Source organism: Rhodococcus sp. PSi06, assembly GCF_054960675.1.
In genome coordinates, this window is record NZ_JBHNYO010000012.1 from 140,008 (window position 1) to 163,782 (window position 23,775).

Below are 23,775 nucleotides of genomic sequence, written 5' to 3' on the forward strand. Positions count from 1 at the left end.
TTGGTTCGGTGAGCACCGCGAATTTAACCCGGACCGAAACTCGCAGGCGATCGCGCCACATCGACGGGGTGAAGTACCTCGTCCAGCTGAATCTTCTACGGGCCGAGGACCTCGGTGTGGATACCTTCGAGACGGTCACAACTCTCGAATTCGACGCCACCACCGCAGCGACATGGGTCGACTTCATCGGTGCTGCTGTCGACGAGGTCACCGTCAACGGCGTCGACACTGAGGTCGATTACGACGGCGCTCGCATCCAACTGGTCGGCCTCACAGAGCACAACGTCGTTCGGATTCGTGCACGCGGGCGGTACAGCAGGTCGGGGGAAGGACTGCATCGCTTCGTAGACCCCGTCGACGACAACGTCTACCTCTACACCCAGTACGAGCCGGCCGATGCTCGACGGGTATTCGCGAACTTCGAGCAACCGGACCTCAAGGCCGCGTTCACGCTGAAGGTCACCGCACCCCCGGCATGGACCGTGTTGTCCAACCGTGCCGGAGCCACCAAGGACACGGTCACCACGTTCGGGCCGACTCTGCCCATCTCGACCTACATCACCGCAGTTGCTGCCGGCCCGTATCACGGTGTCGAATCCTCTTGGACGCGAGGCGAACTGACCGTGCCTCTCGGTGCCTATTGTCGAGCCTCCCTCGCCGAACATTTCGATGCCGACGACATCTTCGACATCACGAAGCGCGGCCTGGATTTCTTCCACGACAAGTTCGACTACCTGTACCCGTTCGGAAAGTACGATCAGATTTTCGTCCCCGAGTACAACCTCGGCGCGATGGAAAACCCCGGTCTCGTCACGTTCACCGAATCGTACGTATTCCGTTCTGCGGCAACGGAAGCCCAGTACGAGGCCCGCGCCAATACGATTCTGCACGAGATGGCGCACATGTGGTTCGGCGATCTCGTCACGATGCAGTGGTGGGACGATCTGTGGCTCAAGGAGTCGTTCGCCGATTACATGGGCGCATATGCGTCGGCCGAGGCCACCCGATTCACCGATGCCTGGGTCAGTTTCGCCAACCGCCGAAAAGCGTGGGCCTATCTGCAGGATCAGCTTCCCACCACTCACCCGATCGTCGCCGACATCTCCGATCTCGAGGCCGCCAAGCTGAACTTCGACGGCATCACCTACGCCAAGGGCGCGAGTGTGCTCAAGCAACTGGGCGCGTTCGTCGGTGCCGAGGCCTTCTTCTCCGCTTCCCGTAGCTACTTTCGCACCCATGCCTTCGGGAACACGACGCTGACGGACCTCCTGAGCGAGATGTCGGCCGCCAGCGGACGCGACCTCGACACCTGGGCAGCAGCATGGCTGCAGACCACCGGCGTATCCACACTCAGCTTTAACGGCGATGCCGTCGAGCAGACGGATCCGCGCCCGCACCGCATCGCGATCGGGCTCTACGATCTGGACGAGGACGGAAATCTGACGAGAACCCACCGCCGAGAACTCGATATCGTTCAAGCCCGAACGCCGGTAGATCTCCCCGATGCAGCACTGGTTCTGCTCAACGACGACGATCTGACCTACGCCAAGATCCGATTCGACGAACGCTCCACCGCCACCCTGCGGGCCCACCTCGATCGCATCGTCGATCCCTTGGCGCGCGGGCTGGTGTGGTCCGCACTGTGGAACTCCACCCGGGACGCGGAGCTCTCGCCGCTCGAATACATTGATCTAGCAACCAGATTCGCGCCAACCGAGTCCAAGATCGGCCTGCTCTCGGCAGTCACCGCCAATGTGGCGTTCACACTCGGGCACTATCTCCCCGACGAACTACGCGGCGATCCCACCCGGCAGTGGCTCGAAGCATCGTGGCTGCAACTGCGCTCGAGCGAACCCGGGAGCGACGCACAGTTGGTATGGGCGCGCGCCGTCGCATCGGCTGCGCAGCTCGACGACTTCCTGGCGGAGGATCTGCGCTCGCTGCTCGACGGCACTGTCGTCATCGCCGGACTGAAACTCGATCCTGATCTCCGGTGGGCACTGTGGCTGGCGCTCGCCGCAACCGGCCACGCGACTGCTCACGACCTCGATGGCGAACTGGCCTCGGACGACACCTCCTCGGGGCGCACCGCTCACATTGCGGCGTCGACGGCTGTTCCCGACGCTTCTGTGAAGGCGACGGCGTGGGCGGCTGTCACCGAACGCGAGGACATCTCCAACGATGTGCTCGACGCCTACATCACCGGCTTCGGAGCCGGTCACCGACCGGACCTCACTGCGCCCTACGACGACCGATACTTCGAGTCCATCTCGTCGTTGTGGACCTCACGCAGTATCGAAATCGCACGGCGGATAGTGATACGTCTCTTCCCTGGGCAATCGTCGACCGAAAGCGCAGACGCGTGGCTAGCCGACCACGAGTGGGCACCAGCTGCACTGCGGCGCTTGGTGATCGAGCAAAGGGACCACCTGGACCGCAGCTTGCGAGTCCAGGCTCGGCTACGGTGACGAAGGCTAGGGTGACGATCATGTCCGACCATGATGCTCGCCGTTCTTTCGCCACGTCCGCCCTCGCCGCCGGTGGTTTGCTCGGGCGATTCGCCGTCGCCCGGCAGTCGGGCAATCGTCAACTCGGCGGAGCGGTACTCGCAGCCGTCTGCGTTGCCTGCACCGAACAGTGGCAGAAATCCTCGGGCTCGGCACGCGCCGGTGCGTTGCTCGGCACGTACCTCGTCGCGTTCGGTGCCTCGCACCCGCTTGCCAAGAAGATCGGCGCATGGCCGGCTGTCGGCACGGTCGCCGCTGCCACTGCGCTGGCGTCGATGGCGGTGAGCCGGTAGCTCGTCTCAGAGCGTCCCGGTGCTGATGAAGTTGTCGAGAGCGCGCATCGGTTCTTCGAGATCCATGCCCTGGTCCGCGACCCAGGAGTCGTCGAAGTATGTCTGCGAGTAGCGATCTCCACCATCGCACAGCAACGTGACCACGCTGCCGCGTCGGCCTGCGGCGATCATCTCCGAGATCAACCCGAATGCTCCCCAGATGTTGGTGCCGGTCGATCCCCCCACCCTTTTTCCGAGTGCCTCCGAGGTGAATCTCGCGGCCGCGACCGACGCTGCGTCGGGAACGGCGATCATTCTGTCGATCACCTGGCCGACGAACGACGGTTCGACGCGTGGTCGTCCGATGCCCTCGATGCGGGAGGGCAAACCGGTCTCGAAGCCCGCGTCGCCGGTCTCGTAACCACCGATGAACGCCGAATTCTCGGGGTCCACTACAGCCAATTTCGTTGCGTGCCTGCGATACCGAATGTAGCGACCGATGGTGGCGCTGGTTCCGCCGGTTCCCGCGCCCACCACCACCCAGTCCGGAACGGGGCATTCCTCGAGCCGGAGTTGGTCGAAGATCGATTCGGCAATGTTGTTGTTTCCGCGCCAGTCGGTGGCCCGCTCGGCATGGGTGAACTGGTCCATGTAGTGGCTGTCCGGTTCGGCGGCAAGTCGATGCGCCTCGCTGTACATCTCACCGGGGCGGTCGACGAAATGACACCGTCCGCCGTGGGACTCGATGAGCGCAACCTTGGCCGGGCTGGTGCTCCGCGGCATCACGGCGACGAACTTCAAGCCCAGTAGTCGAGCGAAATACGCCTCACTGACGGCCGTCGAGCCGGACGACGCCTCGATCACCGTCGTCCGATCGGTGATCCACCCGTTGCAGATGGCGTACAGAAACAGCGACCGAGCGAGCCGATGCTTCAGGCTGCCGGTGATGTGGGTGGACTCGTCCTTGAGGTAGAGCGAAATTCCCCACGCCGCCGGCAGGGGGTAACGCAGCAGGTGCGTGTCCGCGCTGCGCTGTGAATCTGCCTCGATCAGGCGGACTGCGTTGTCGACCCAGGTGCGTGATCCCGAGTGATCGACCGACGCCGTCATTTCTTGCCGTCTTCACCGCGCAGTTTCGACTGCAGGTCTGCACGCGCGGTGCGCCTGTCCTCGTCGACTGCTGCGATGGATTCGTTGACGCGGATACGCATCTTCTTGAACAAGAGCAGTGAGAGCGGTAGCGAGATCAGCACGGCGAAAATCGCGGCGACGAGAACCGGAACCTCGAGGTCGAACAGTAAACCGACGCCGACGATGACCGCGGCGATCACGATGACGAGTGCGAGTCGCGCGAAGGTGTAGACGCCGAGGTTCACGGCAAGAGACTTTTTGGCCGACCCCTTGGGTAGGGCATTTCCGCTGGTCGGTTCGCTGCTGTCGGAATTCGTCGCTTCACTCACGGGTCCCAGGTTACCGGTCTCGACGAGCCTTCCGACCCTCGCCCGCGGTGACCGATTTGTCCATTACCTCCCCTTTACCAACCTTGTATCAGTCGAGTACCTAGGGGTTCGAGTGCAACCATGGGTTCCGAACGCAGCAGACCGATATCTCCGGTTCGACGCAAATGCACCGAACCGCATCGTAGGAGGACACGACAGATGAGCGCACCCACATTCCACAAGGCTCAGGACTCACTGCTCACGCCGGGTCAGGTTGCAGCGCTTTTTCACGTCGACCCCAAGACTGTGACTCGCTGGGCACACGCAGGACGCCTCGGATCGCTCCGCACTCCCGGTGGACACCGCCGCTTTCGCGAGACCGAGGTTATGCAGCTGCTGACCTCGCTGACGACAGAGGCCGGCACGCACCACTGATCAGTACCCCGTCGCGAATTATTCGCGCACTCCGCACCCGTACGAACTCATCGAACATTCTCAGGAATCTTCGACGCTCGACGGGTGCGGAGCCTGTTGTATCGCGGCTACCCTCGTAGTAGGAGGTGCGTCGTGATCTATCTATTGGCGTTGATCGGCTTGGTAGCAGTCGTGGTGCTGTTCTGGAAGGCTTTCGGACCCAGCGCAGGAGCTGCACCGACCCGCACGGTCGGACCCGATGACGATCCCGATTTTCTGTGGCGAATCAATCGTGAAGCTCGCCGCGGCGGAAAAGACGGAACCGAGGCGGGGACAGAACCGACCGAGTAGGGGTTCGGCAACTATCGACTGGGGCGAGAGGCGGTCGGCGAGTCCGGGAATCCGGCCGCCACCGCTGCCGCCACCTCCAGAAGAGCCGTGCGTGTGCGCCCACGTAACCGGTCCAGCTCGATTTCTGCGCCCTCTTCGAGATGCGGGTCGTACGGGATCGTCCGGACATGGGCGCAACGCTGCTCGAAGTGATCGATGACCTTCTGTAGATCGACTTTTCCTGCTCTCGGTCGAACGCCGTTGACAACGGCGACCGACGAGGCCACCAGCGCGCGATAGCCGTGAGCATCGAGCCAATCCAGAGTCGCCGACGCGCTTCGCGCCCCATCCACCGATGCCGAGCTGACTACCACCAGCGTGTCCGTGCCTTCGAGAATGCTCTCCATCGCCGAATGCATCAGGCCGGTGCCGCAATCGGTGATGACAATGCTGTAGAACTTCTCCAACATATCGACCGCGCGGTCGTAATCCTCGCCGCTGAACGCCTCGGATGCTGCCGGATCCGAGTCCGATGCCAACACCTCCAACCGGTTGGCATTCTGCGACGTGTACGCCCGCACGTCGCTGTAGCGTTCCAGAGAATCGATGTCACGCAACAGGTTTCGGACGGTGGCGGTCGTTTCGCAGGGAACCTTCTGCCCCAAGGTTCCACGGTCCGGGTTGGCATCGATCGCAATCACTCGATCACCTCGGATGTCGGCGAACGTCGATCCCAGAGTCGCCGTAGTCGTCGTCTTACCGACACCACCCTTCAGTGAGAGCACCGCGACGCGGTAACACCCCACCAACGTCCGATCCACCTGAGCAGTCAACGCGAGCCGATGCTGTTGGGCAGCGCTGTTACCGACATCGATATGGCCGCCGGACATCACATAGAGCGCCCGACGCCATCCGGAAACCGGCGGCACATTGCCCGAACGAACGAGCAACGAGTTGCCCAGATCGTGAGAAGACACCTGCTGCTGAACAGCGCGATCAACCGGCAGGACCTGTGCGACTGGTAATGCCTGCGGAACGAGAACCTGCGCATCACCCATGCCGCGTTGCTGTGGATTCGGTTGCTGTGGACTCGGATGTGGATGCATCTGCGGCGCAACAGATTCGGGAAGTGGGGACCGGTGACCTGCCTGCGCTGCCCACTGATTCTGTGCAGTCCACTGCCCATGCGGACCACCCTGCCCCTGCGGACCACCCTGCGGCCCGCCCTGGCCCTGCGGCACAGGGCCCCGCGGCCCACCCGGCCCCTGCGGAGGTGCCCAATTGTTCTGCGGTGCCACACCGTTTTGCGGCATCCCACCGTTCTGCGGCGCCCAACCGTTCTGCGGTGCCCCACCGTTTTGCGGCATCCCACCGTTCTGCGGCGCCCAACCGTTCTGCGGCATCCCACCGTTCTGATGCATCCCACCGTTCTGCGGCATCCCACCGTTCTGAGGCATCCAATTATTCTGTGGCACTCCATTGTTCGGAGGCGCTCCGTGACCCTGCGGCACCCACTGCGCGGGATGAGGTGGCGCAGGCGGACGCTGGATCGGTCTCGGCTCGGGCGGTGGGACTACGGAACTCTGCAACGCCGGACTCGTCGGCTCAGGTAACGCGACAGGCGTCTTCGGGAGGTTCGAGGGCGTCCCAGTGCTGGTGGTCTTGTCCACAGCCCCGGACCTGGCCGCTTGGTCAGAAACTTCAGCCTCGCCAGATACCCCAGCCTCACCCGAAACCGGAACCGCACTGGCTTCCCCTGCAACCTCGGCCTCAGTCCCAACCGACTCCTCAGACCCAACCGACTCCGCCACCCGGATCTCCGGCGGCGCAGGCGCGGCCTCACGTGGCGCGAGGGGTAGGTCGTCCGCGCTCTCGGGCGGCATGGTGATGGGAGTCGAGCGGAACGGTTCCCGTGGAATCGCGGGCTTCGCGTCGGGCACAGATACGTCCTCGACTGCGACGGGCGGTTCGGGGTTCACCGCCGGCTCCGGGGCGCGCTCGTCCGGCGGGTCTTCGTCCAACGGTCGGACGGGTTGCCAATTGTTCTCGTGCCGATCGGCCATGACCGATTCCCCCCAGTTCGCGTCCTACATCCTTCGATCGGACTCGGATGTCTCCCCCATCGAGCCCGATCGGACGCTACCAGCTGAGCGGCCTGCGCAGCGGCCGAGTGTTAGTTCAGGCCTGCGTAACTGTGCAGGCCGGAGACCACCATGTTGATGATGAAAAGGTTGAACAGCATGGCGGTGAATCCCGCGACGTTGATCCAGGCGGCGCGGGTGTTGCGCCAACCGGAGGTGGCGCGGGCGTGCAGGTAGGCGGCGTAGATGATCCAGGTGATGAACGACATCGTTTCCTTGGGATCCCAGCCCCAGAAGCGTCCCCATGCGGCCTCGGCCCAGATCGCGCCGAGGATAACGCCTGCGCCGAAGAGCGGGAAGGCGACGATGGTGGTCTTGTACGCGAGTCGGTCCAGGGCCTGGGCGTCAGGCAGCTTGGAGGCGAACTTGCCCCAGAAGCCGACGCTTTCCTCTCCCACGGGCTGCTTGATGCGAAGCAGGAACAGCAGGCTGGCCACACCGGAGACCAGCAGGATGCCGCTGCCGACACTGACGATGGTGACGTGGATGGGCAGCCAGTAGGAGCGCAGTGCGGGGACGACCGGGGCGGCGTCGGCGTAGAGCTTGGTGGCAGCGAAGAACATCAGCACGATGATCGGTGCGAGAACGAACACGAGCATCGGACGCATCGTCTTCTTGCGCAGGGCGACGACGGAGGTCAGGGCCGCGGCGGCGGTGGCCATGGTGACGAACTCGTACATGTTGCCGAGCGGAAAGCGGTGGGTGGCGAACCCTCGCAGCACCACCGCGGTGATGTGCAGGAGCAGGGCCGGCGCGAGCAATGCAAAGCCCATGCCTGCCAGACGGTCGGACAGCGGCCGCTTGGGCGCTTCGGTGACGCGACCCGGCCGGGTCTCGATCACCGGGGCACCTGCGCCGACGAGTTCCTTGGCCTGAGCGGCGGTGGCTTTCGCGGACGCGTACTGGGCGATGAGCAGGACGAATGCGAGCACGTAGATGGTGAACGCTGATTCGAACGACCAGTCGCTGTACTGCGAGAGTGTCTCGTTGATCGGCATCGGTCAGTTCTCCTGTTTCGAGGTATCGCCGAGCAGGCGGGTGCACAGGCGGTCGAACTCTTCGCCCCACCCCGCTTGATCGGTGCGTGCAAGTCCGCCGAGGTCTACTACAGTACGTCGTGACTGCGCATCGGCGGTGAGCCGGACCCAGATTCTGCGACGCTTGATCACCAGTGAGACGAGCAGTCCGCCCATCATCGTCAGCGCGAACACCAGGACCCAGGTCTGAGCCGGGTCGTGGGAGACCTGAAGGTTGACGAATTCCTTCGCGCCGTCGAACGTGACGACGGTTCCGTCGCTCAGCGTGGCCGATTCTCCCGGCATGAGGTTGACGCGATCCTGCTTGACCAAGCGACCCTGGGCGATCATTTCCTGATCGAGCGAGAAAATGGACTGCGGTAGTCCGGTGTCGAGGCCGGTGTCGCCCTTGTAGATGTCGACGGCGACGGCGGGATCGTTCATGGCCGGAAAGCTCGACGACAGCAGGCTGCCGTGGAACGACGCAGTCGGCGCGAACAGCCCTTCGATGGCGATCTGGTTCTTTCGGCGGTCCAGCGGATCCGGGTAGAGACCGCCGGGCGGGTCGACGCGCAATACGCCGCTGGACAGGAAGGTCGTGGCGTCGGTCGGTTGCCACTGGATGGTGTCGGTGCGGGTCTCACCGTTCGGGAACGTCACGGTGAAGGTCGGTGCGTAGCCGTGGCCCTGCAGGTAGACGCGGTCGCCTGCGACCCGCAGCGGGTGGTTGACCTGCAGCTGGTCGTCGCGCCAGACGTTGTTCGTCAGGTCGTCGCCGGCCTGGTATTCGATGTTCGAGGTGAACATCTCGGCCTGGCCGGTGTCGAGGTAGTCGGCCTGGAAGTCCTTGACCCGCACGCACAATGGTTCGAGGTCGGTGCCGTCGACGAGATTGCCGGCGCGAAAGGCGTCGTAGTTGGCCGGTGTCGAGGTGCAGAAGCCGGGGCCGTCGTCGGCGATGACGATGCGGTTTCCCTCGTAACCGAGCAGCTTGCCCATGGCGATCGCGGCCAGCAGACCGACGAGCGAGAGGTGGAAGACGAGGTTGCCGAGTTCGCGGACGTACCCCTTTTCCGCGGAGAGCGTCACCGCTCCGCCGTCCTCGGATCGCTGGGCGACGCGCCAGCCGCGCAACTGCGTACGGACCTGTGCGGCAATGTCCTCGGGGGTGCCGTCGACGTCGTACCGACTGTGGTGCGGCAGGCGCGCAAGATTACGTGGCGCGCGAACAGGCTTGGAACGCAACTGCTTTGCGTGCTCGATGCACCGCGGCAGGATACAGCCGATCAAGGAGATGAACAGCAGTGCGTAGATCGCGGTGAACCAGAAACTGCCGAACACGTCGAACAGTTCCAGCTTGTCCATGATGGGGCCGAGTGTCGGACGGTCGGCGATGTACTGGTCGACCTTGCCCGCGTTGAGGCTGCGCTGCGGTACCAGGGCACCGGGAACGGCGGCGAAAGCGAGCAGGAACAGCAGCACCAGTGCGGTCCGCATACTGGTGAGCCCGCGCCAGGTGTTGCGTACGAGCGCGACGACCCTGCCCAGCATCGACTGCTTGTGCGGGGGCGATGCCTCGGTTCGCTCTTCGGTCTCCGCGGTCATATCGGCAACACCACATCGGAGACGAAGGCGTCGCGCACCCAACCGACGAACTGATCCCAGGCACCGGTGACAAGTGCAATTCCTACCGCTATCAACATGATTCCGCCGAACACCTGTATCTGTCGTGCGTGGGTACGCAACCAGCCGACGCCTCGAAGCGCGCTGACCGAACCGAACGCGAGGATCACGAACGGCAGTCCCAGACCGAGGCAATAAGCCACGATCAACAAGACGCCGCGCGCTGCCGTCGCACCGTCGGTGCCGGCGGCGAGCGAGATGACACCTGCGAGTGTGGGCCCGAGACACGGGGTCCACCCGAGTGCGAACACGCCGCCGAGCAACGGCGCTCCGGCCAGCGATCCGATCTGCTTCGGTTCGAACCGCACATCGCGCTGCAGTGCAGGGATCAGTCCGACGAACACCAGCCCCATGGCGATGGTGACGACGCCGCCGATGCGCATGAGCAGTTCGCGGTTGATCGCCAGCACCGAAATTGCGCCGAACACCGATGCGGTGGCGAGAACGAACACCACGGTGAAGCCGAGGACGAACAGTCCGGCCGCTCCGGCCACGCGTACCCGTCCGCTACGCACCTTCGTCTTGACGGCCGCCTCGTCGGCGCTGACTGCGGGGGCGTCGGCTCCGACGACTCCGGCGAGATACGAGAGATAACCCGGCACCAGCGGTACGACGCACGGTGACGCGAACGAGACGAGCCCCGCCAGGACGCAGGCTCCGAGGGCCAGGATCAGCGGCCCGGAGGCCGCGGCTTCCTGGAAACTCGCGCCGACACCGGCAAGGTAGACCTCGTTCACTGTTGCACTTGCTCCTCGGCTGCTATCCGTTCGACGACGGGCTGCAGATCTTCGGCGAGCAGCTCACGTAGGAACACTGCGGCAACGCGATGCTGTCGATCGAGCACGACGGTCGTCGGAATGACGGAGGTGGGAACGCCGCCCAGCGCGGTGAGGGTGCGCATCGGCGGGTCGTAGATCGAGGAGTAGCTGACGTTGTTGCTGACGACGAAATCTTGTGCTGCAGTTTGCGATTCGTCGCGTACGTTGATGCCGAGGAATTCGACGCCCGAGGCCTTGGTCGCCTCGTAGACCTTTTCGAGGTCGTCGGCTTCACCGCGGCACGGTCCGCACCACTGGCCCCAGACGTTGAGGACGACGACGTCGCCGTCGTAGTCCGACAACGAGGTCGTCTTGCCCTCGGTCATCAGGTCGGGCCCGGACAGCTCGCCCAAGGCACCGCGGTCGGACGGCGGATCGTAGAAGATGTCCGTCTTGCCGCCGGGCGAGACGAACTGGAAGGTACCGCCCTGAGCGACGGCGTCGGTGCCCGTCGAGCACCCCGCAACGAGGGTCACGGCGGCAACTGCGAGCAGTAACCTACGCACCGGAAATCCTCGGGTCGGACGATCCCGCGGGCTCGGAGTATACGAGATCGACCAGCTGATCTCCCTCGTAGACCAGCGACGTCAGCGACGCGAGTCCGCACTGGCGATTGCGCGGATCGTGCCAGAGCCGGTCGCCCTGAAGGAAACGGCGCAGCGTCCAGACCGGAAGCTGGTGGCTGACGCAGACGGCCTCGTGCCCGACGGCTGCGACGCGGGCCGCGTTGACGGCGGCGAGCATGCGGTGCGCGATCTGCAGGTACGGCTCGCCCCAGGACGGGGTGAACGGGTCGCGCAGCTTCCACCAGTGCCGAGGCCGGCGCAGTGCGCCGTCGCCCACGGCCACCCGCAGTCCCTCGAACTCGTTGCCCGCTTCGATGAGGTTCTCGTCCTCGGCGATCGTGAGGCCGTGAGCCGCGGCGATCGGAGCTGCGGTTTCCTGGGCGCGCAGGAGCGGAGATGCGACGACGTGCGTGATGTCGTGTCCGGCGAGCGCGTCCGCCACTGCCTTGGCCTGCGACTGGCCCGTCACCGAGAGCTTGAAGCCAGGCAGCCGCCCGTAGAGGATGCCCTTCGGGTTGTGCACCTCGCCGTGCCGAAGGACGTGCACGATGGTGCGCGTCGTCGAGTGCGGATGTGTTGCGGGGGCCTCGGTCACGTCGGGTCCTGTTTCTCGCTAGTCGGGTGGGGAGTCAGTTCGATGCAGACGTCACTGAGGTGCGGTGGCGGCCGCGGCGGCCTTCGCGGCCGCGGGAGCCGCGTCGGCGATGATCTCGAAGGCTCGATCGTCGAGAGCTGCGGAGACGAACCACGCCTCGAACGCACTCGGCGGCGGGTACACCCCGCGGGAGAGGAACGCGTGGAAGAACGCCGGGTAACGCCACGTCTGGGCGGCCTTGGCCTGCGCGTAATCGGTGACGGGTCCATCGGCGAAGAACACACTCACCATAGTGCCCGCGAACTGCACGTGGTGGTTGACGCCTTCGGCGGTGAGGGCGTCGCCGAGCAGTGTTCCGAGTCGCTGCGAGTTGTTCTGGAGTTTCTCGTAGACGGCTGCGTCGGCCAGTTTCAAGCTGGTCAGGCCGGCCGCGACGGCGACTGGGTTACCGCTGAGGGTGCCTGCCTGGTACACCGGTCCCGCCGGTGCGAGGTACGCCATGATGTCTGCTCGGCCACCGAACGCGGCGGCGGGCAAACCTCCGGACATGACCTTGCCGAAGGTGTAGAGGTCACCCGCGACACCGTCGATGCCGTACCAACCGGCCGCGCTGACGCGGAATCCGGTCATCACCTCGTCCATGATCAGCAGTGCGCCGCGCTCGGTCGCAAGCCTGCGCAGGCCATCGTTGAAGCCGGTGACCGGCGGAATCGCCCCCATGTTGCCTGCCGCCGCCTCGGTGATGATGCACGCGATCTGGTCGGGGTTGGCGTCGAAGGCGGCGGTGACGGCATCGAGGTCGTTGTAGGGAACCACGATCGTGTCGGACGCCTGAGCGCCCGTCACTCCGGGTGAGGTCGGCAGGCCGAAGGTGGCCAGCCCCGAGCCCGCGTCGGCGAGCAACGCATCGACGTGACCGTGATAGCAGCCGGAGAATTTGAGGATCTTGGTGCGACCGGTGAAGCCGCGCGCCAGACGCACCGCGCTCATCGTGGCCTCTGTGCCCGAATTCACAAGCCGAACCTGGTCGACGGGGCCGACTCGGCGGACGATTTCCTCGGCGAGTTCGATTTCGCGCTCGGTGGGGGCACCGAAGGACAGACCGGTGGAGGCTGCCTTCTGGACTGCCTCGACGATGGCCGGGTGGGCGTGTCCGTGGATCATCGGACCCCAGGACGAGATGAGGTCGACGTAGGACTTCCCGTCGGCGTCGGTCATCGTGTATCCGCTGGCCTGGGTGATGAAGCGAGGCGTTCCGCCGACCGACGCGAAGGCCCGCACGGGCGAGTTCACGCCACCTGGAATCACCGTGCTGGCGCGAGCGAACAGTTGGGCCGATACGGGGGCGTCGTTGCCGTCAGGAGCAGTCACGACCTCCAGTGTCCCAGGTTCGGCGAAATCACCAACTACAGGGCGTAATAATGCGCCCGCACTGCCGTCTCAGTCGTTGTCGGACTTGTCCTCGGGCATGAATACCATCGCGATCAGGATGATGCCCCAGATCGAGAGGGGCCACAGCGGCCAATACGAATTCGGCTCTCCGTCCGAGATCCATTGCACTGCCCAGATTCCGTTCATGACGACGGCACCGCCGAACCACCAGCGCCATTCGTCCAGATACTCGCGCCATTCTCGCTTCGTACGGGCGGCTTCCACCGCTGTCGACGGGTCACCCGTCGGTTCTTCGACGTCCGGCAGGTCGTGGACGACCTCGGCCAGGTCTGCGCGAGTCGTCGACGCCCATACCGCGTCGAGTCGTTGTTCGTACTCGACCAAGGTCAACCGGCCCTCGCTCATCGCGAGACCCAGGGTGTTGACGACAACCTCACGTTCACTGTTGCTCACGCGTAGGTCCAACCGATCGTTCCTGTCGGGTTTCTTCCCCATCCGCGACCTCCCGAGCACCCATGTCCGTTTTGTCACCTTAACGGTTGGGTGAGCTTCACACCGGGTAGTTCATTTCGATGACTGATATCGACAGCTCCAACACCGACGGCGTCTCGAAGGTCGCCGAATTGATGTCCGAAGCCGGCCTCTGCATGTTCACCACAGTCGGCCGAGACGGTCACCTCATCTCGCGCCCGATGGCCCTGCAGGAAGCCGAGTTCGACGGCGACCTGTGGTTCTTGGCCGCCCACGAATCTCGCAAGGTGGCCGACATAGCGGCGAATCCGACGGTCAACGTCTCGTTCCAATCCGGCGAGGGGTGGGTGTCACTGTCCGGCACCGCCGCCGTCGTCGAGAACAAGACGAAAGCCGAGGAACTGTGGAACACCCGGGCGGCCACGTGGTTCGAGAAGAACCCCGATTCCCGTGAGGTGGCGCTCATTCACGTGGCCGCCGAAGGTGCGGAGTACTGGTCGACTCCCGGATCGAAGGTTTCCAACCTGATGGCCTACGCCAAGGCCAAGATCACCAACGAGCGACCCGACCTCGGCGAGCACGAGGTCGTCGAACTGGAACTACCGCAGACCTCGACGAGCTAGTTCCGCTCGTGCCGGGCGGCCGTCGGGGGCACGTCCGGGTTACCGGTCACGGCAGGGTCTCCAGCCTCGGTCCAGTCGCGACCGGCATCCCGATCGACAGTCGCGTTCCGGTCGTCACCCACGTTCCGGTCACCGGTCATCTTTCGGCCGACCTTCACATCCGGATCGATCTCGTTGGCGCGCTCGAATTGTGAATTCACTTCGTCGCGCGATGCCGCTGCAACTCCCTGGTGAGACTGGGCCTGCTGCGCGAGCTTCTCTGCCTCGGCGGCTTTGACGTCCGCCTCTGCCTGCGCGCGACGTGCTTTGGCCTCGCTTTCGCGGGCCTGCAGTTCGCGTTCTTCTGCGACGGCTGCCTGATCGGCGGCCTTTTCGCGAATGTCGTTGGCTTCCAGCCTCTTTCGATCCTTGCCTTTGCGCGCCACTACCAGGGCGACGGCAACGACCACTATTACGACGACTACTGCAACGATGATCCACACTGCGGTACTCATATTGGGAACTCCCGATCTGTTTCGAATGCCGAGGCGGCAGACGATCGGGATCGATTACCCGAGTAATGAAGCGGTAAACTCCCCGAACAGTGTGCGGGCAAGATTCGCGAACTCGGCCCTGTCGTACGTGCCCACTCCCTCCGGCACACAGGCGGTCAACTCGACCCCTGTCACGAGCGGCAACTCCTCCAGGTTGACCCGCGCCGCCAGACCGGGTTCCTCCGGCCAGGACCCGATGACCAGGCCGGAACACACCACGTCCGCTGCACGCACAGCGGCGACGGTCAGCGCGCTGTGATTGAGCGTCCCCAACTCTGCTCCCGCCACGATCAGAACCGACGCCCCGACGGCACCGGCGATGTCGAGCGCGGTGAGTCCTCCGGCACCCAGGCGCACCGCTACTCCGCCCGCACCCTCGACCAGGACGAGGTCGTGGGCCCTGTCCAACACACGCACCGCGTCCACGACGACGTCGAGTTCGAGCATCGGCCGACCCGATCGGCGAGCCGCGACATCGGGCGCGAGCGGCTCGGGGTACCGGGCCAACTCGATTCCGCGAACTCCCGAAAGACGCTGCACCGCAGCGATATCCGACTCGTCCGCGCAGCTGTCACCCACTCCGGTCTGCGCCGGTTTGCACACGGCCACCGTCCGTCCGTGCGCCCGGGTTGCGGACGCGAGCGCCGCGGTCACCACGGTCTTGCCGACGCCGGTCGACGTTCCGGTGACGAGCAGAACCGTCATCCCAGCACCGCCGTATTCGACGCTCGAGCAGCCAGCACTGTCGCCAGAACGGACGCGGCACGGTCGATATCGGCGTCGGTGAGATCGGCGCGCGCGGTCAACCGGAGCCGCGACGCATTCGGAGGAACCGACGGCGGCCGAAAGCAGCCGACGCGCACGCCGAGGTTCAGACAGTCCCGGGCCGCGCGGACGGCGCGCTCGGCGTCGCCGAACATCACCGGGACCACCGCCGACGCCGTCGGTCGCACTCCGGCAGCCGACGCCAATTCCCCTGCCCGCCGCCCGATCGCAGCCACCCGCTCGGGTTCGATGCGCACGATGTCCAGTGCGGCCGACGCTGCGCCCACCGATGCCGGCGCGAGCCCGGTGTCGAACACGAACGTGCGCGCGCTGTGCAGCACTTCACCGCGAACCGCAGCCGGGCCGAGTACGACGCCACCCTGCGATCCGAGTGCTTTGGACAGCGTCGCAGTGATCACCAGGTCGGGTGCGCCGGCCAGTCCGGCTTCGTGGACGGCACCGCGTCCACCGTCCCCGCACACACCCAGCCCGTGCGCTTCGTCGACGACGAGCACGGCGCCCCGTCGCCTGCACACCGCGTAGAGCTCGGACAACGGTGCGAGATCGCCGTCGGCGCTGAACACCGAGTCGGTCAGCACCAGAGCCCGCGTCTCGGTGCGCTCGCGCAGCAGCCGGTCGACGTGCTCGGGATCGCAATGTTGCGCGACGGCCACCCGGGCCCGGGAAAGCCGACAGGCGTCGATCAACGATGCGTGCGACGCAGCGTCGGAAATCACCAGCGCGTCGCGTCCCGCCAGCGCGGTCACGACGCCGAGATTGGCGACGTAGCCGGAGGAGAACACCAGCCCGGCCTCGGCTCCGACGAAATCCGCGAGCTCCTCCTCCAGCCGCTCGTGATCCACAGTCGTGCCGGTGACCAGCCGAGATCCGGTGGATCCGCCACCCCAACGCCGCACGGCAGCGCAGGCCCCGTCGATCACAGCCGGATGTCGGGCCAGACCGAGATAGTCGTTCGACGCCAGGTCGAGGACTGTGTCCTGGGCCGTGCGTGCGACGACGACGCGCTCGAGCCCTGCCGCGCGTCGGTTGCGCGCCGCGGCGTCGAGCCACTCCAGTGCGGTCATGGCAGCGACCATACTTGAACACCGTTCAAGAATGGTTTCGGGTCACCGCCAGCATGGCCTCGGCGATGGCCGCCACGTCCTCGTCGATGCAGATGTACGGCGGCATCGCGTAGACGAGACGACCGAACGGCCGCAGCCACACCCCTGCGTCGACGGCTGCAGCAGTGGCTCGTGCCATGTCCACCGGGGTCTGCAGCTCGATCACCCCGATGCCGCCGAGAACCCGGACGTCGGCAACACCGGGCAGCGAACGGGCAGGTGCGAGCCCCTCGGTCAGACCCGACGCCACGTTCGCCACCTCGGCGCGCCAATCGCGCGAGAGAAGCAACTCCACCGAGGCCACCGCAACAGCGCACGCGAGTGGATTGCCCATGAACGTCGGCCCGTGCATCAACCCACCCGCCTCGCCGCCCGAGACCGTCTCGGCCACCTCGGTGGTGCACAGCGTCGCCGCCAGGGTCAGATATCCGCCGGTCAAGGCCTTGCCGACGCACATGATGTCCGGCGCAACACCGGCATGATCGGCGGCGAACAACTCCCCGGTCCGGCCGAAACCGGTGGCGATCTCGTCGAAGATCAGTAGTACGCCGTGCTCGTCGGCCAGACGGCGCAATTCCACCAGGTATCGCGCGTCGTGAAATCGCATACCGCCCGCACCCTGCACGATCGGCTCGACGATGATCGCTGCCAACTCGTTCGCGTGCGCCGACAGCACCTGCTCGAACTCGGCGACGTAGGAGGCGTCGAACGCCGCGGGTGGGGCCGGTGCGAACACCTGCTGCGCGAGCACATCCGTCCAGAGCGTGTGCATCCCGCCATCCGGATCACATACGCTCATCGGCGCGAACGTGTCGCCGTGATAGCCGCCTCTCCAGGTCAACAACCGGGTGCGCCCCCGCTCACCGCGGGCACGCCAGTACTGCAGAGCCATCTTCACGGCCACTTCCACCGAGACCGATCCGGAATCGGCGAGGAACACCTTGTCGAGCCCGGCGGGTGTGATCTCGACCAGCAGCTCCGCCAATCTCGCTGCCGGCGCGTGCGTCAGGCCGCCGAACATCACGTGGCTCATCCGACCCAGTTGATCGTGCGCGGCGGCGTCGAGCACCGGGTGGCGATAGCCGTGCACCGCCGCCCACCACGAACTCATTCCGTCGATCAGCTGCCGGCCGTCGGCAAGGCTCAGCCGAACTCCGGACGCACTCTCCACCACCAGCGGTGTCCCGGTCGCAGGAAACCGGCTGTAGGGGTGCCACAGGTGATCGGAATCGATTCGACGAACGTCCCCGGGAGTCAGCACGCCTGAGCACCCTGCCACAGCAATCCGGCGCTACCGATCCGCTCACCCTCGAAGTCCCTCACCCTCGTAGGCGAAATGTCCGAATCCGTTAGCATCGCATCATGACGATGCCGCGCACCACGACGAGAATCGCAGGCGCCGCCCTCGTGGCAACCCTGACGCTCTCTGCCTGCGGGGGTGCAGCCGAGGCACCGTCGCCCACGAGCACCACCGCGGCACCGACCTACGCCGTCGACACCACCACGCCACTCGGTGCGCTCAACGACCGGATTCTGCGCTGGATCAACGGCGAGAACGCACCGGATCCCGCCGAGGTGGACTCCGTCGTCGGCCCCGAGTTGGCCCAGGCGGTGGCCCCGTTGGGCGGACTCGCCACACCACTCGAACAGCTCAGGGCGGGTGCTCCGAACGTGGCGACGGGTTTCCAGGCCGGTCCGGCGGGCGGAGTGCTCAGTTTCACCACCGGCGGCATCCCGGCCACGATTTCCACCTCACTCGGTACCGACGGGAAGCTCAACGGATTCCTGGCCGCACCCGAGACCCCGGATATCTCGTCGTTCGACGACCTCGACGGTGCGTTGTCGAAGGTGGCACCCAGATACTCCTACAGCGCGTCTCGGCTCAACGGTGGCGACTGCGAGGCCGTCTACTCCACCAACGCGGACGCAGTGCTGCCGTTGGGGTCGGTGTTCAAGTTGTACGTCCTCGGCGCGCTGACCGACGAGATCGACGCGGGCACGGTCCGGTGGGACGAGCAGCTCACCATCCGCGACGCGACCAAGAGCGCGCCGTCGGGTGAACTGCAGAATCTGCCCGACGGTACCGAGGTATCCGTTCGCGAGGCGGCCGAGAAGATGATCTCGTTGTCCGACAACACTGCAACGGATCTGTTGATGGAACGCCTGGGCCGCGACCGCGTCGAGCGCCAACTGGAGGTCATGGGACATCACGACCCGTCGGTCATGATGCCGATGATGGACACCCGTCAATTCTTCGTCATCGGATTCGGTGATCCGAACATGCGCACCGAATGGTCCGGCGCAGATCCGGACGGTCGGGCCGACCTGCTCGCGCGCGCAGACGCGCGTCCGCTCGAGATCGACCTGGACAACTTCCTCGACAATCCGGCGTCGGCCGACGGCGTCGAGTGGTTCGCCAACGCGCAGGACGTCTGTGCGGCGATGGGGTACCTGGCCTCGAGTTCGGCAGCGGAGGAGAACCGTCGCATTCTGGCGATCACTCCGGGCGTGCAGCTCGACACTGCGCTCTGGCCCTACTCCGGTTTCAAGGGCGGCAATGCACCCGGCGACTTGGCCGGCGTTTTCCTGGCCACCGACGCGTCCGGTCAGGACTGGATCGTCACCGAACAATTTCAGTCCGACGGAGCGATAGACCTGATCCCGTCCAGCTTCGCGTTCCTGGTTGCCCAGGAGGCATTCGCGCTCCTGAAGTGAGTGTGATTTGTAACATCTGTGTTACTGCTGCATTACACTCGCCGTCGTGGAGGCACAACACGAACCAGCCCAGAATGCGTGGCCGTCGGGCTTCAAAGAGTTCCTGGTCAGCGAATTCACCAATTTCAGCCCCCTGATCAGCAGGGCTCTCGAGGACAACTGCGCGTCGCTCTTCCACGACGGTCCGTACGCGAAAACGGGCTTCTGGCGTACCTGCAGAGCGGTGTTCAAAGAATTCGTCTGGCCGGTCTGACCTTCCGGCCCTCACGCGCCGCGGCAAAAGGTTACCGTCGAGTATGGCAACCACAACGGATCACCTTCGGAACACATTGGACGGCCGCTGGCGAGATGTGAAGAACCAAGCGCGTCAGCAACTCGCACGTGAAGAGTTCCGACCGCACTACACGCCGAACACCGTCATCGCCCGCACCAAAGCGATGGAGCAGATGAAGTTGCTCGCCGCTGCCGGTGCAGCCGACAACGGCTTCAAGAAGGAACACGGCGGCACCGGCGACGTCGGAGCCGCGGTGACGATGATCGAGATGCTCGCGATGAGCGACCTGTCGCTGATGGTCAAGGCCGGCGTCCAGTGGGGGCTGTTCGGCGGTGCCATCGAGAATCTCGGCACCGAGCGCCACCACGAGGCCTACGTTCCCAAGATCATCAACCTGGAACTGCTCGGCTGTTTCGCGATGACCGAGACCGGCCACGGCAGCGACGTGCAGTCGCTCGAGACGACTGCGACGTACGACCCGAAGACGGACGAGTTCGTCATCAACTCCCCGACGCCGTCCTCGCGTAAGGACTACATCGGCGGTGCGGCTGAAACCGCGACCGTAGCTGCTGTTTTCGCACAGCTGATCACCGCAGGCCCGGGCGAGGAGCCCGAGAGCCACGGCGTGCATTGCTTCTTCGTTCCGCTGCGCGACGAGAACGGTGACGACCTCCCCGGTGTCACCACCTCGGACTGCCAGTACAAGGGTGGTCTCCCTGGTGTCGACAACGGCCGCCTGATGTTCGATCACGTCCGCATCCCGCGAGACAACCTGCTCAACAAGTACGCAGATGTGTCCGACGACGGTACGTACTCCTCCCCCATCGAGAACAAGTCTCGACGGTTCTTCACGATGCTCGGCACCTTGATCCGGGGCCGTGTCACGGTCGGCGGCAGTGCCGCGGCAGCGGCGCGGGTCGCCCTCGACATCGCGACGCGATACGCGTTGCAGCGCCGGCAGTTCGCGGCCCCCGATTCCGATCAGGAGGTCCTCATCATGGACTACCTGGTTCATCAGCGTCGACTGTTCCCGCTCATCGCCAAGTCCTACGCACTGCAGTTCGCCCAGAACGAACTCGTGTCGAAGATGCACGAGTTGCAGACTGCGGACAGCCCCGACGCCGAGGAGCAGCGCGAACTAGAGGCACGCGCGGCCGGCCTCAAGGCGGCGAACACCTGGCATGCGACTGCCGCGATTCAGGAAGCTCGCGAAGCGTGCGGCGGCGCGGGTTACCTCGCCGAGAACCGGCTCATTTCACTCAAGGCCGACACCGATGTGTTCACCACGTTCGAGGGCGACAACCACGTGCTCACCCAGTTGGTGGCCAAGGAACTGCTCACCGCGTACGCAGACGACGTCAAGTCCATGAGCCCGGTCGAATGGGTCAAGTTCGCCGCCGACATGGTCGGTGATCGCGTGGTCAAGCGCACTGCAGCACAGGCGATCATGCAGACCATCCTGGACCGTCGCCAGGACAACGAGGAAGAGGGCTCGCTGTTCAACCGCGGTACCCAGGTCAAGATGTTCGAGGATCGCGAGGAGTACCTGCTCTCCACGGTCGCGCGCCGGTTGCAGTCCAAGTCCAAGGAGACCAGCCCGTTCGAGGCGTTCAATGCGGTGCAGGATCACGTGCTGCACGCCGCGAGCGCCCACATCGATCGCATCATCTTCGAGGCCTTCATCGCCGGCATCGAATCGTGTGAGGACTCGGACACCAAGGAACTGCTGCACGAGGTCTGCGACCTGTATGCGCTCTCGGTGATCGAGAAGGACAAGGCCTGGTTCATCGAACATCGGTACCTGTCCACCGAGCGGTCCAAGGCCGTCACCCGCGCCATCAACGAGCGGTGCCGCACCTTGCGTCCGCACGCAGAATTGCTCGTCGACGGCTTCGGAGTGCCCGACGCATTGGTCGGCGCGGCGATGCTCGGCGAGCCGGGAGCGGGAACCGAGGAGGAGCCCGCTGCCAACCCCAGTCACGCGCACTGACGCGTGACGGGACCCAAGCGGGAGTAACGAATTCGCTAGGGAACCGGATCCGCTAGGGGACTATCGCGAAAACTCGGCAGGGGCCTCCGGTCGCGCCGGCGTGCTTGGGCGCGCCGACGACGACCGTCGCCCCTGCCGGGGGTACGGAATCGAGATTGGCCAGCGCTTCGATGCCGTACCGGCCTGCCCCGAGAACGGCTGTGTGCGCAGGGTATTCGCGGTCGTTCATTCGGTCGAGGCTCAGTGTGTCGACCCCCACTCCGACGATGTTGCGGTCGTTCACCAGCATCTGTGCCGCGTCGGCACCGAACCCGGGCGCGGCACGCTCGGCGAGTCGGGTTTGCCACCGACTGTGCATCGCTACCAACGCTCGATCGGGTATCCGGCCGTGTTCGCGCTCCCACAGGTCGATGTCCTCGGGTGTCACCACCGCTTCCGGATCTACGTCGGCCCGCGCCGATATGTCCAGGACGACGAGCGGGGCGATCAGATCTTCGAGGGGCAGAACGTCGGCAGTAGCCCCGCCGCGAACACGGTGTGCAGGGGCATCGATGTGCGTGCCGGTGTGCTCCCAGTACGAGAGCTTGTTCACCAGGAATCCGCCGAACTCGTAGGCCGCGACCGGGCGCATCGAGAACGGTTCGTTGCCCGGCCATACCGGAAACGCTGAGCTCAGGGTATGCGTCAGATCGACAAGTCGGCCGGCCGGAACAGCGGCGGCGACAACGGGCTCAGCGCGCACCGCCCCGCTCGCGGCGACCGTGAGCGCAGCCGCGCCCAGAGATCCGAACAATGCCCTGCGTCCTATTCGGCGGTGAACCGTCTCGACGACTTCGGGGCCACACATCAGCGGGCAGCGGGGGTGACCAGCAGAACCTTGTCGCCGGAGCCATTGTCGGTGGTGAGCAGGAACGCGCCGTCGTTACCGAAGCTGGTGAGCGAACGCAGCCGGCCGTACTTGCCCTCCAGCGCGACCGCCTCGTCGACGTACTCGGTTCCGTCGTCGGACAGCTTGAGGAACACGAGCTTCTCCCCCTGCTGACTCGAGATCACCGCGGCACCGTTCCACGAGCCCCATTGCTCACCGTCGATGAACGTGACGTCGGGGGTTGCGATGGTCGGATCCCCGGAACTCCAGACCGCCGGGAGGGCACCCGGAACCCGGTCGGGGTCTGTCATGGGCACGGATTCGTCGTACACCGACGACCGTCGATCAGGGCGGTACCCGTAGTTGCCGCCCGGCTCGAGCAGATTGAGCTCGTCGTCGCGGCTCGTGCCCTGCTCCACCTCGTAGAGCTGACCGGTGCCGGGACGAATCGCCAGGCCCTGCACGTTGCGATGACCGAGCGTGAAGATGCGATCCGGCGCGTCCGCTGCGGCCGTACCGTCTGCGGTGACGTGTAACACCTTGCCGCCCAACGAGTTTCGATCCTGGGGAACAGTGGGGCTCGCGGTGTCCCCGGTGCCGATGTACAGGGTGCCGTCCGGGTGGGCCAGGATGCGGCAGCCGCCGTGCCGCCCGCCGTCGGCGACCGGGATGTCGTCGATCAGCGTGCCGGTGCGCGAGAGCCGAGTCCACCCCGGATCGACGGTCCACGACATCACTGCGATGTGGTTTCCCGCGTCCGCGCGCACACCCTGGCAGGAATAGATCGTTCTCGACGCAGCAAAATCCGTGGCCAGTGCCAGGCCCATGAGCCCGGTCTCGCCGGAGGCGTACAGATCACCCATGTCGGCAGCGAGATCGCGTACTTCTCCGGCAGCGTCGCGGACGACGAATCGGCCGGACCGTTCGCCGGTCAGCACGGTGCCGTCGGGTGCCATCACGACGTCCCACGGCTTGTCGAGGCCGTCGAGCACGGTGGTCACCGAGAGCGACGGCAGCGAACCGGGATCGGCGGTGTCCGACGGCGACGGGACGGTGCCGACCGTGGAGGTGTCCTGCGCACCCGCATTCGGCGCATCGGCCTGTTGCGTTGCCTCGCCCGATGAACACCCCGCAAGCACGCACGCGCTCACCGCAACGATTCCGACTGTGGACACCAGCTTCACGAGCAACTCCTGACGGCGACTACGGATGGTCCGTTTTCTCCCGTATCACCGTTTT

Annotated in this window: 24 protein-coding genes; 8 read left to right on the plus strand and 16 right to left on the minus strand. The window is 65.2% G+C overall.

Going from position 1 to position 23,775, the window contains the following annotated elements:
• The first annotated feature begins 8 nt into the window (after positions 1-8).
• Positions 9-2,468, plus strand: coding sequence for an aminopeptidase N (pepN, locus tag ACFI9K_RS16995; protein WP_462664584.1), 2,460 nt, complete (start codon positions 9-11; stop codon positions 2,466-2,468).
• Between the two features lie 20 nt (positions 2,469-2,488).
• On the plus strand, positions 2,489-2,800 hold the full coding sequence (locus ACFI9K_RS17000; protein WP_462664585.1) for a hypothetical protein: 312 nt from the start codon (positions 2,489-2,491) through the stop codon (positions 2,798-2,800).
• A gap of 6 nt (positions 2,801-2,806) precedes the next feature.
• Here ACFI9K_RS17000 and cds1 read toward each other — a convergent pair whose 3' ends face one another.
• The gene (gene cds1, locus ACFI9K_RS17005) at positions 2,807-3,889 is read right to left on the minus strand and encodes an L-cysteine desulfhydrase Cds1 (RefSeq protein WP_462664586.1); all 1,083 of its coding nucleotides are present in this window, start codon (positions 3,887-3,889) and stop codon (positions 2,807-2,809) included.
• Complete coding sequence (locus tag ACFI9K_RS17010) at positions 3,886-4,239, minus strand: DUF4229 domain-containing protein (protein ID WP_462664587.1); 354 nt, start codon at positions 4,237-4,239, stop codon at positions 3,886-3,888. Before ACFI9K_RS17010 ends, cds1 begins: the two co-directional genes overlap by 4 nt.
• A 198-nt stretch (positions 4,240-4,437) precedes the next feature.
• Here ACFI9K_RS17010 and ACFI9K_RS17015 point away from each other — a divergent pair, with 198 nt between their 5' ends.
• Positions 4,438-4,653, plus strand: coding sequence for a BldC family transcriptional regulator (locus ACFI9K_RS17015; protein ID WP_008713732.1), 216 nt, complete (start codon positions 4,438-4,440; stop codon positions 4,651-4,653).
• 132 nt (positions 4,654-4,785) lie between these two features.
• Positions 4,786-4,983 carry a hypothetical protein gene (locus tag ACFI9K_RS17020; RefSeq protein WP_032380405.1) on the plus strand — a complete coding sequence of 66 codons (198 nt, stop codon included), beginning with the start codon at positions 4,786-4,788 and terminating at the stop codon, positions 4,981-4,983.
• 11 nt (positions 4,984-4,994) lie between these two features.
• Here ACFI9K_RS17020 and ACFI9K_RS17025 read toward each other — a convergent pair whose 3' ends face one another.
• From ACFI9K_RS17025 to ACFI9K_RS17060, 8 genes are all read right to left on the minus strand, one after another.
• Positions 4,995-6,419: a MinD/ParA family ATP-binding protein gene (locus tag ACFI9K_RS17025; RefSeq protein WP_462664588.1), complete on the minus strand. Its 1,425-nt coding sequence runs from the start codon at positions 6,417-6,419 to the stop codon at positions 4,995-4,997.
• Positions 6,420-7,135: 716 nt separating this feature from the next.
• Positions 7,136-8,101 (minus strand): c-type cytochrome biogenesis protein CcsB, encoded by a 966-nt coding sequence (gene ccsB, locus ACFI9K_RS17030; RefSeq protein ID WP_462664589.1) that lies wholly within the window; start codon positions 8,099-8,101, stop codon positions 7,136-7,138.
• A 3-nt stretch (positions 8,102-8,104) separates the two neighbouring features.
• Positions 8,105-9,724 (minus strand): cytochrome c biogenesis protein ResB, encoded by a 1,620-nt coding sequence (gene resB, locus ACFI9K_RS17035; RefSeq protein WP_462664590.1) that lies wholly within the window; start codon positions 9,722-9,724, stop codon positions 8,105-8,107.
• Positions 9,721-10,539, minus strand: a complete 819-nt coding sequence (locus tag ACFI9K_RS17040; protein ID WP_462664591.1) for a cytochrome c biogenesis CcdA family protein — start codon at positions 10,537-10,539, stop codon at positions 9,721-9,723. Before ACFI9K_RS17040 ends, resB begins: the two co-directional genes overlap by 4 nt.
• The gene (locus ACFI9K_RS17045; RefSeq protein ID WP_462664592.1) at positions 10,536-11,126 is read right to left on the minus strand and encodes a TlpA disulfide reductase family protein; all 591 of its coding nucleotides are present in this window, start codon (positions 11,124-11,126) and stop codon (positions 10,536-10,538) included. The genes ACFI9K_RS17040 and ACFI9K_RS17045 overlap by 4 nt, the downstream gene beginning before the upstream one ends.
• Positions 11,119-11,781: a histidine phosphatase family protein gene (locus ACFI9K_RS17050; protein ID WP_462664593.1), complete on the minus strand. Its 663-nt coding sequence runs from the start codon at positions 11,779-11,781 to the stop codon at positions 11,119-11,121. Before ACFI9K_RS17050 ends, ACFI9K_RS17045 begins: the two co-directional genes overlap by 8 nt.
• Positions 11,782-11,832: 51 nt before the next feature.
• Positions 11,833-13,161, minus strand: a complete 1,329-nt coding sequence (hemL, locus tag ACFI9K_RS17055) for a glutamate-1-semialdehyde 2,1-aminomutase (protein ID WP_462664632.1) — start codon at positions 13,159-13,161, stop codon at positions 11,833-11,835.
• A 60-nt stretch (positions 13,162-13,221) separates the two neighbouring features.
• Positions 13,222-13,626 carry a DUF1707 SHOCT-like domain-containing protein gene (locus tag ACFI9K_RS17060; RefSeq protein WP_462664594.1) on the minus strand — a complete coding sequence of 135 codons (405 nt, stop codon included), beginning with the start codon at positions 13,624-13,626 and terminating at the stop codon, positions 13,222-13,224.
• A gap of 119 nt (positions 13,627-13,745) precedes the next feature.
• On the opposite strand from ACFI9K_RS17060, the gene ACFI9K_RS17065 reads away from it, so the two are divergent.
• A complete protein-coding gene (locus tag ACFI9K_RS17065; RefSeq protein WP_462664595.1) occupies positions 13,746-14,267 on the plus strand; it encodes a pyridoxamine 5'-phosphate oxidase family protein in 522 nt (173 codons plus the stop codon).
• Here ACFI9K_RS17065 and ACFI9K_RS17070 read toward each other — a convergent pair.
• The 4 genes from ACFI9K_RS17070 to ACFI9K_RS17085 are packed head-to-tail and all read right to left on the minus strand — an operon-like array spanning position 14,264 to position 17,947.
• Entirely contained in the window at positions 14,264-14,761 is a 498-nt protein-coding gene (locus ACFI9K_RS17070; RefSeq protein WP_462664596.1) for a hypothetical protein, read from the minus strand. The genes ACFI9K_RS17065 and ACFI9K_RS17070 overlap by 4 nt on opposite strands.
• Before the next feature lie 54 nt (positions 14,762-14,815).
• On the minus strand, positions 14,816-15,505 hold the full coding sequence (gene bioD, locus ACFI9K_RS17075; RefSeq protein ID WP_462664597.1) for a dethiobiotin synthase: 690 nt from the start codon (positions 15,503-15,505) through the stop codon (positions 14,816-14,818).
• Positions 15,502-16,650 (minus strand): 8-amino-7-oxononanoate synthase, encoded by a 1,149-nt coding sequence (locus ACFI9K_RS17080; protein WP_462664598.1) that lies wholly within the window; start codon positions 16,648-16,650, stop codon positions 15,502-15,504. The genes bioD and ACFI9K_RS17080 overlap by 4 nt, the downstream gene beginning before the upstream one ends.
• Positions 16,651-16,675: 25 nt before the next feature.
• On the minus strand, positions 16,676-17,947 hold the full coding sequence (locus tag ACFI9K_RS17085; RefSeq protein WP_462664633.1) for an adenosylmethionine--8-amino-7-oxononanoate transaminase: 1,272 nt from the start codon (positions 17,945-17,947) through the stop codon (positions 16,676-16,678).
• Between the two features lie 104 nt (positions 17,948-18,051).
• On the opposite strand from ACFI9K_RS17085, the gene ACFI9K_RS17090 reads away from it, so the two are divergent.
• The 3 genes from ACFI9K_RS17090 to ACFI9K_RS17100 are packed head-to-tail and all read left to right on the plus strand — an operon-like array spanning position 18,052 to position 21,668.
• Positions 18,052-19,404, plus strand: a complete 1,353-nt coding sequence (locus ACFI9K_RS17090) for a serine hydrolase (RefSeq protein WP_462664599.1) — start codon at positions 18,052-18,054, stop codon at positions 19,402-19,404.
• A gap of 46 nt (positions 19,405-19,450) precedes the next feature.
• Entirely contained in the window at positions 19,451-19,657 is a 207-nt protein-coding gene (locus tag ACFI9K_RS17095; protein WP_462664600.1) for an inositol 2-dehydrogenase, read from the plus strand.
• A gap of 43 nt (positions 19,658-19,700) precedes the next feature.
• On the plus strand, positions 19,701-21,668 hold the full coding sequence (locus ACFI9K_RS17100) for an acyl-CoA dehydrogenase family protein (protein ID WP_462664601.1): 1,968 nt from the start codon (positions 19,701-19,703) through the stop codon (positions 21,666-21,668).
• A gap of 52 nt (positions 21,669-21,720) precedes the next feature.
• Here the strand turns inward: ACFI9K_RS17100 and ACFI9K_RS17105 are convergent, their stop codons facing one another.
• Together ACFI9K_RS17105 and ACFI9K_RS17110 are read right to left on the minus strand one after the other, a co-directional pair.
• Entirely contained in the window at positions 21,721-22,515 is a 795-nt protein-coding gene (locus ACFI9K_RS17105; RefSeq protein ID WP_462664602.1) for a cyclase family protein, read from the minus strand.
• Positions 22,515-23,720, minus strand: coding sequence for a PQQ-dependent sugar dehydrogenase (locus tag ACFI9K_RS17110; protein WP_462664603.1), 1,206 nt, complete (start codon positions 23,718-23,720; stop codon positions 22,515-22,517). Before ACFI9K_RS17110 ends, ACFI9K_RS17105 begins: the two co-directional genes overlap by 1 nt.
• Positions 23,721-23,775 lie beyond the last annotated feature (55 nt).

Excerpts from the sequence above, each read along its gene's own strand:
- resB (WP_462664590.1), bottom strand. The coding sequence starts at position 9,724 with ATGACCGCGGAGACCGAAGAGCGAACCGAGGCATCGCCCCCGCACAAG.
- ACFI9K_RS17070 (WP_462664596.1), bottom strand. The coding sequence starts at position 14,761 with ATGAGTACCGCAGTGTGGATCATCGTTGCAGTAGTCGTCGTAATAGTG.
- cds1 (WP_462664586.1), bottom strand. The coding sequence starts at position 3,889 with ATGACGGCGTCGGTCGATCACTCGGGATCACGCACCTGGGTCGACAAC.
- ccsB (WP_462664589.1), bottom strand. The coding sequence starts at position 8,101 with ATGCCGATCAACGAGACACTCTCGCAGTACAGCGACTGGTCGTTCGAA.
- bioD (WP_462664597.1), bottom strand. The coding sequence starts at position 15,505 with ATGACGGTTCTGCTCGTCACCGGAACGTCGACCGGCGTCGGCAAGACC.
- ACFI9K_RS17100 (WP_462664601.1), top strand. The coding sequence starts at position 19,701 with ATGGCAACCACAACGGATCACCTTCGGAACACATTGGACGGCCGCTGG.
- ACFI9K_RS17015 (WP_008713732.1), top strand. The coding sequence starts at position 4,438 with ATGAGCGCACCCACATTCCACAAGGCTCAGGACTCACTGCTCACGCCG.
- ACFI9K_RS17000 (WP_462664585.1), top strand. The coding sequence starts at position 2,489 with ATGTCCGACCATGATGCTCGCCGTTCTTTCGCCACGTCCGCCCTCGCC.
- ACFI9K_RS17090 (WP_462664599.1), top strand. The coding sequence starts at position 18,052 with ATGACGATGCCGCGCACCACGACGAGAATCGCAGGCGCCGCCCTCGTG.
- ACFI9K_RS17065 (WP_462664595.1), top strand. The coding sequence starts at position 13,746 with ATGACTGATATCGACAGCTCCAACACCGACGGCGTCTCGAAGGTCGCC.
- ACFI9K_RS17105 (WP_462664602.1), bottom strand. The coding sequence starts at position 22,515 with ATGTGTGGCCCCGAAGTCGTCGAGACGGTTCACCGCCGAATAGGACGC.
- ACFI9K_RS17025 (WP_462664588.1), bottom strand. The coding sequence starts at position 6,419 with ATGCCTCAGAACGGTGGGATGCCGCAGAACGGTGGGATGCATCAGAAC.
- ACFI9K_RS17080 (WP_462664598.1), bottom strand. The coding sequence starts at position 16,650 with ATGACCGCACTGGAGTGGCTCGACGCCGCGGCGCGCAACCGACGCGCG.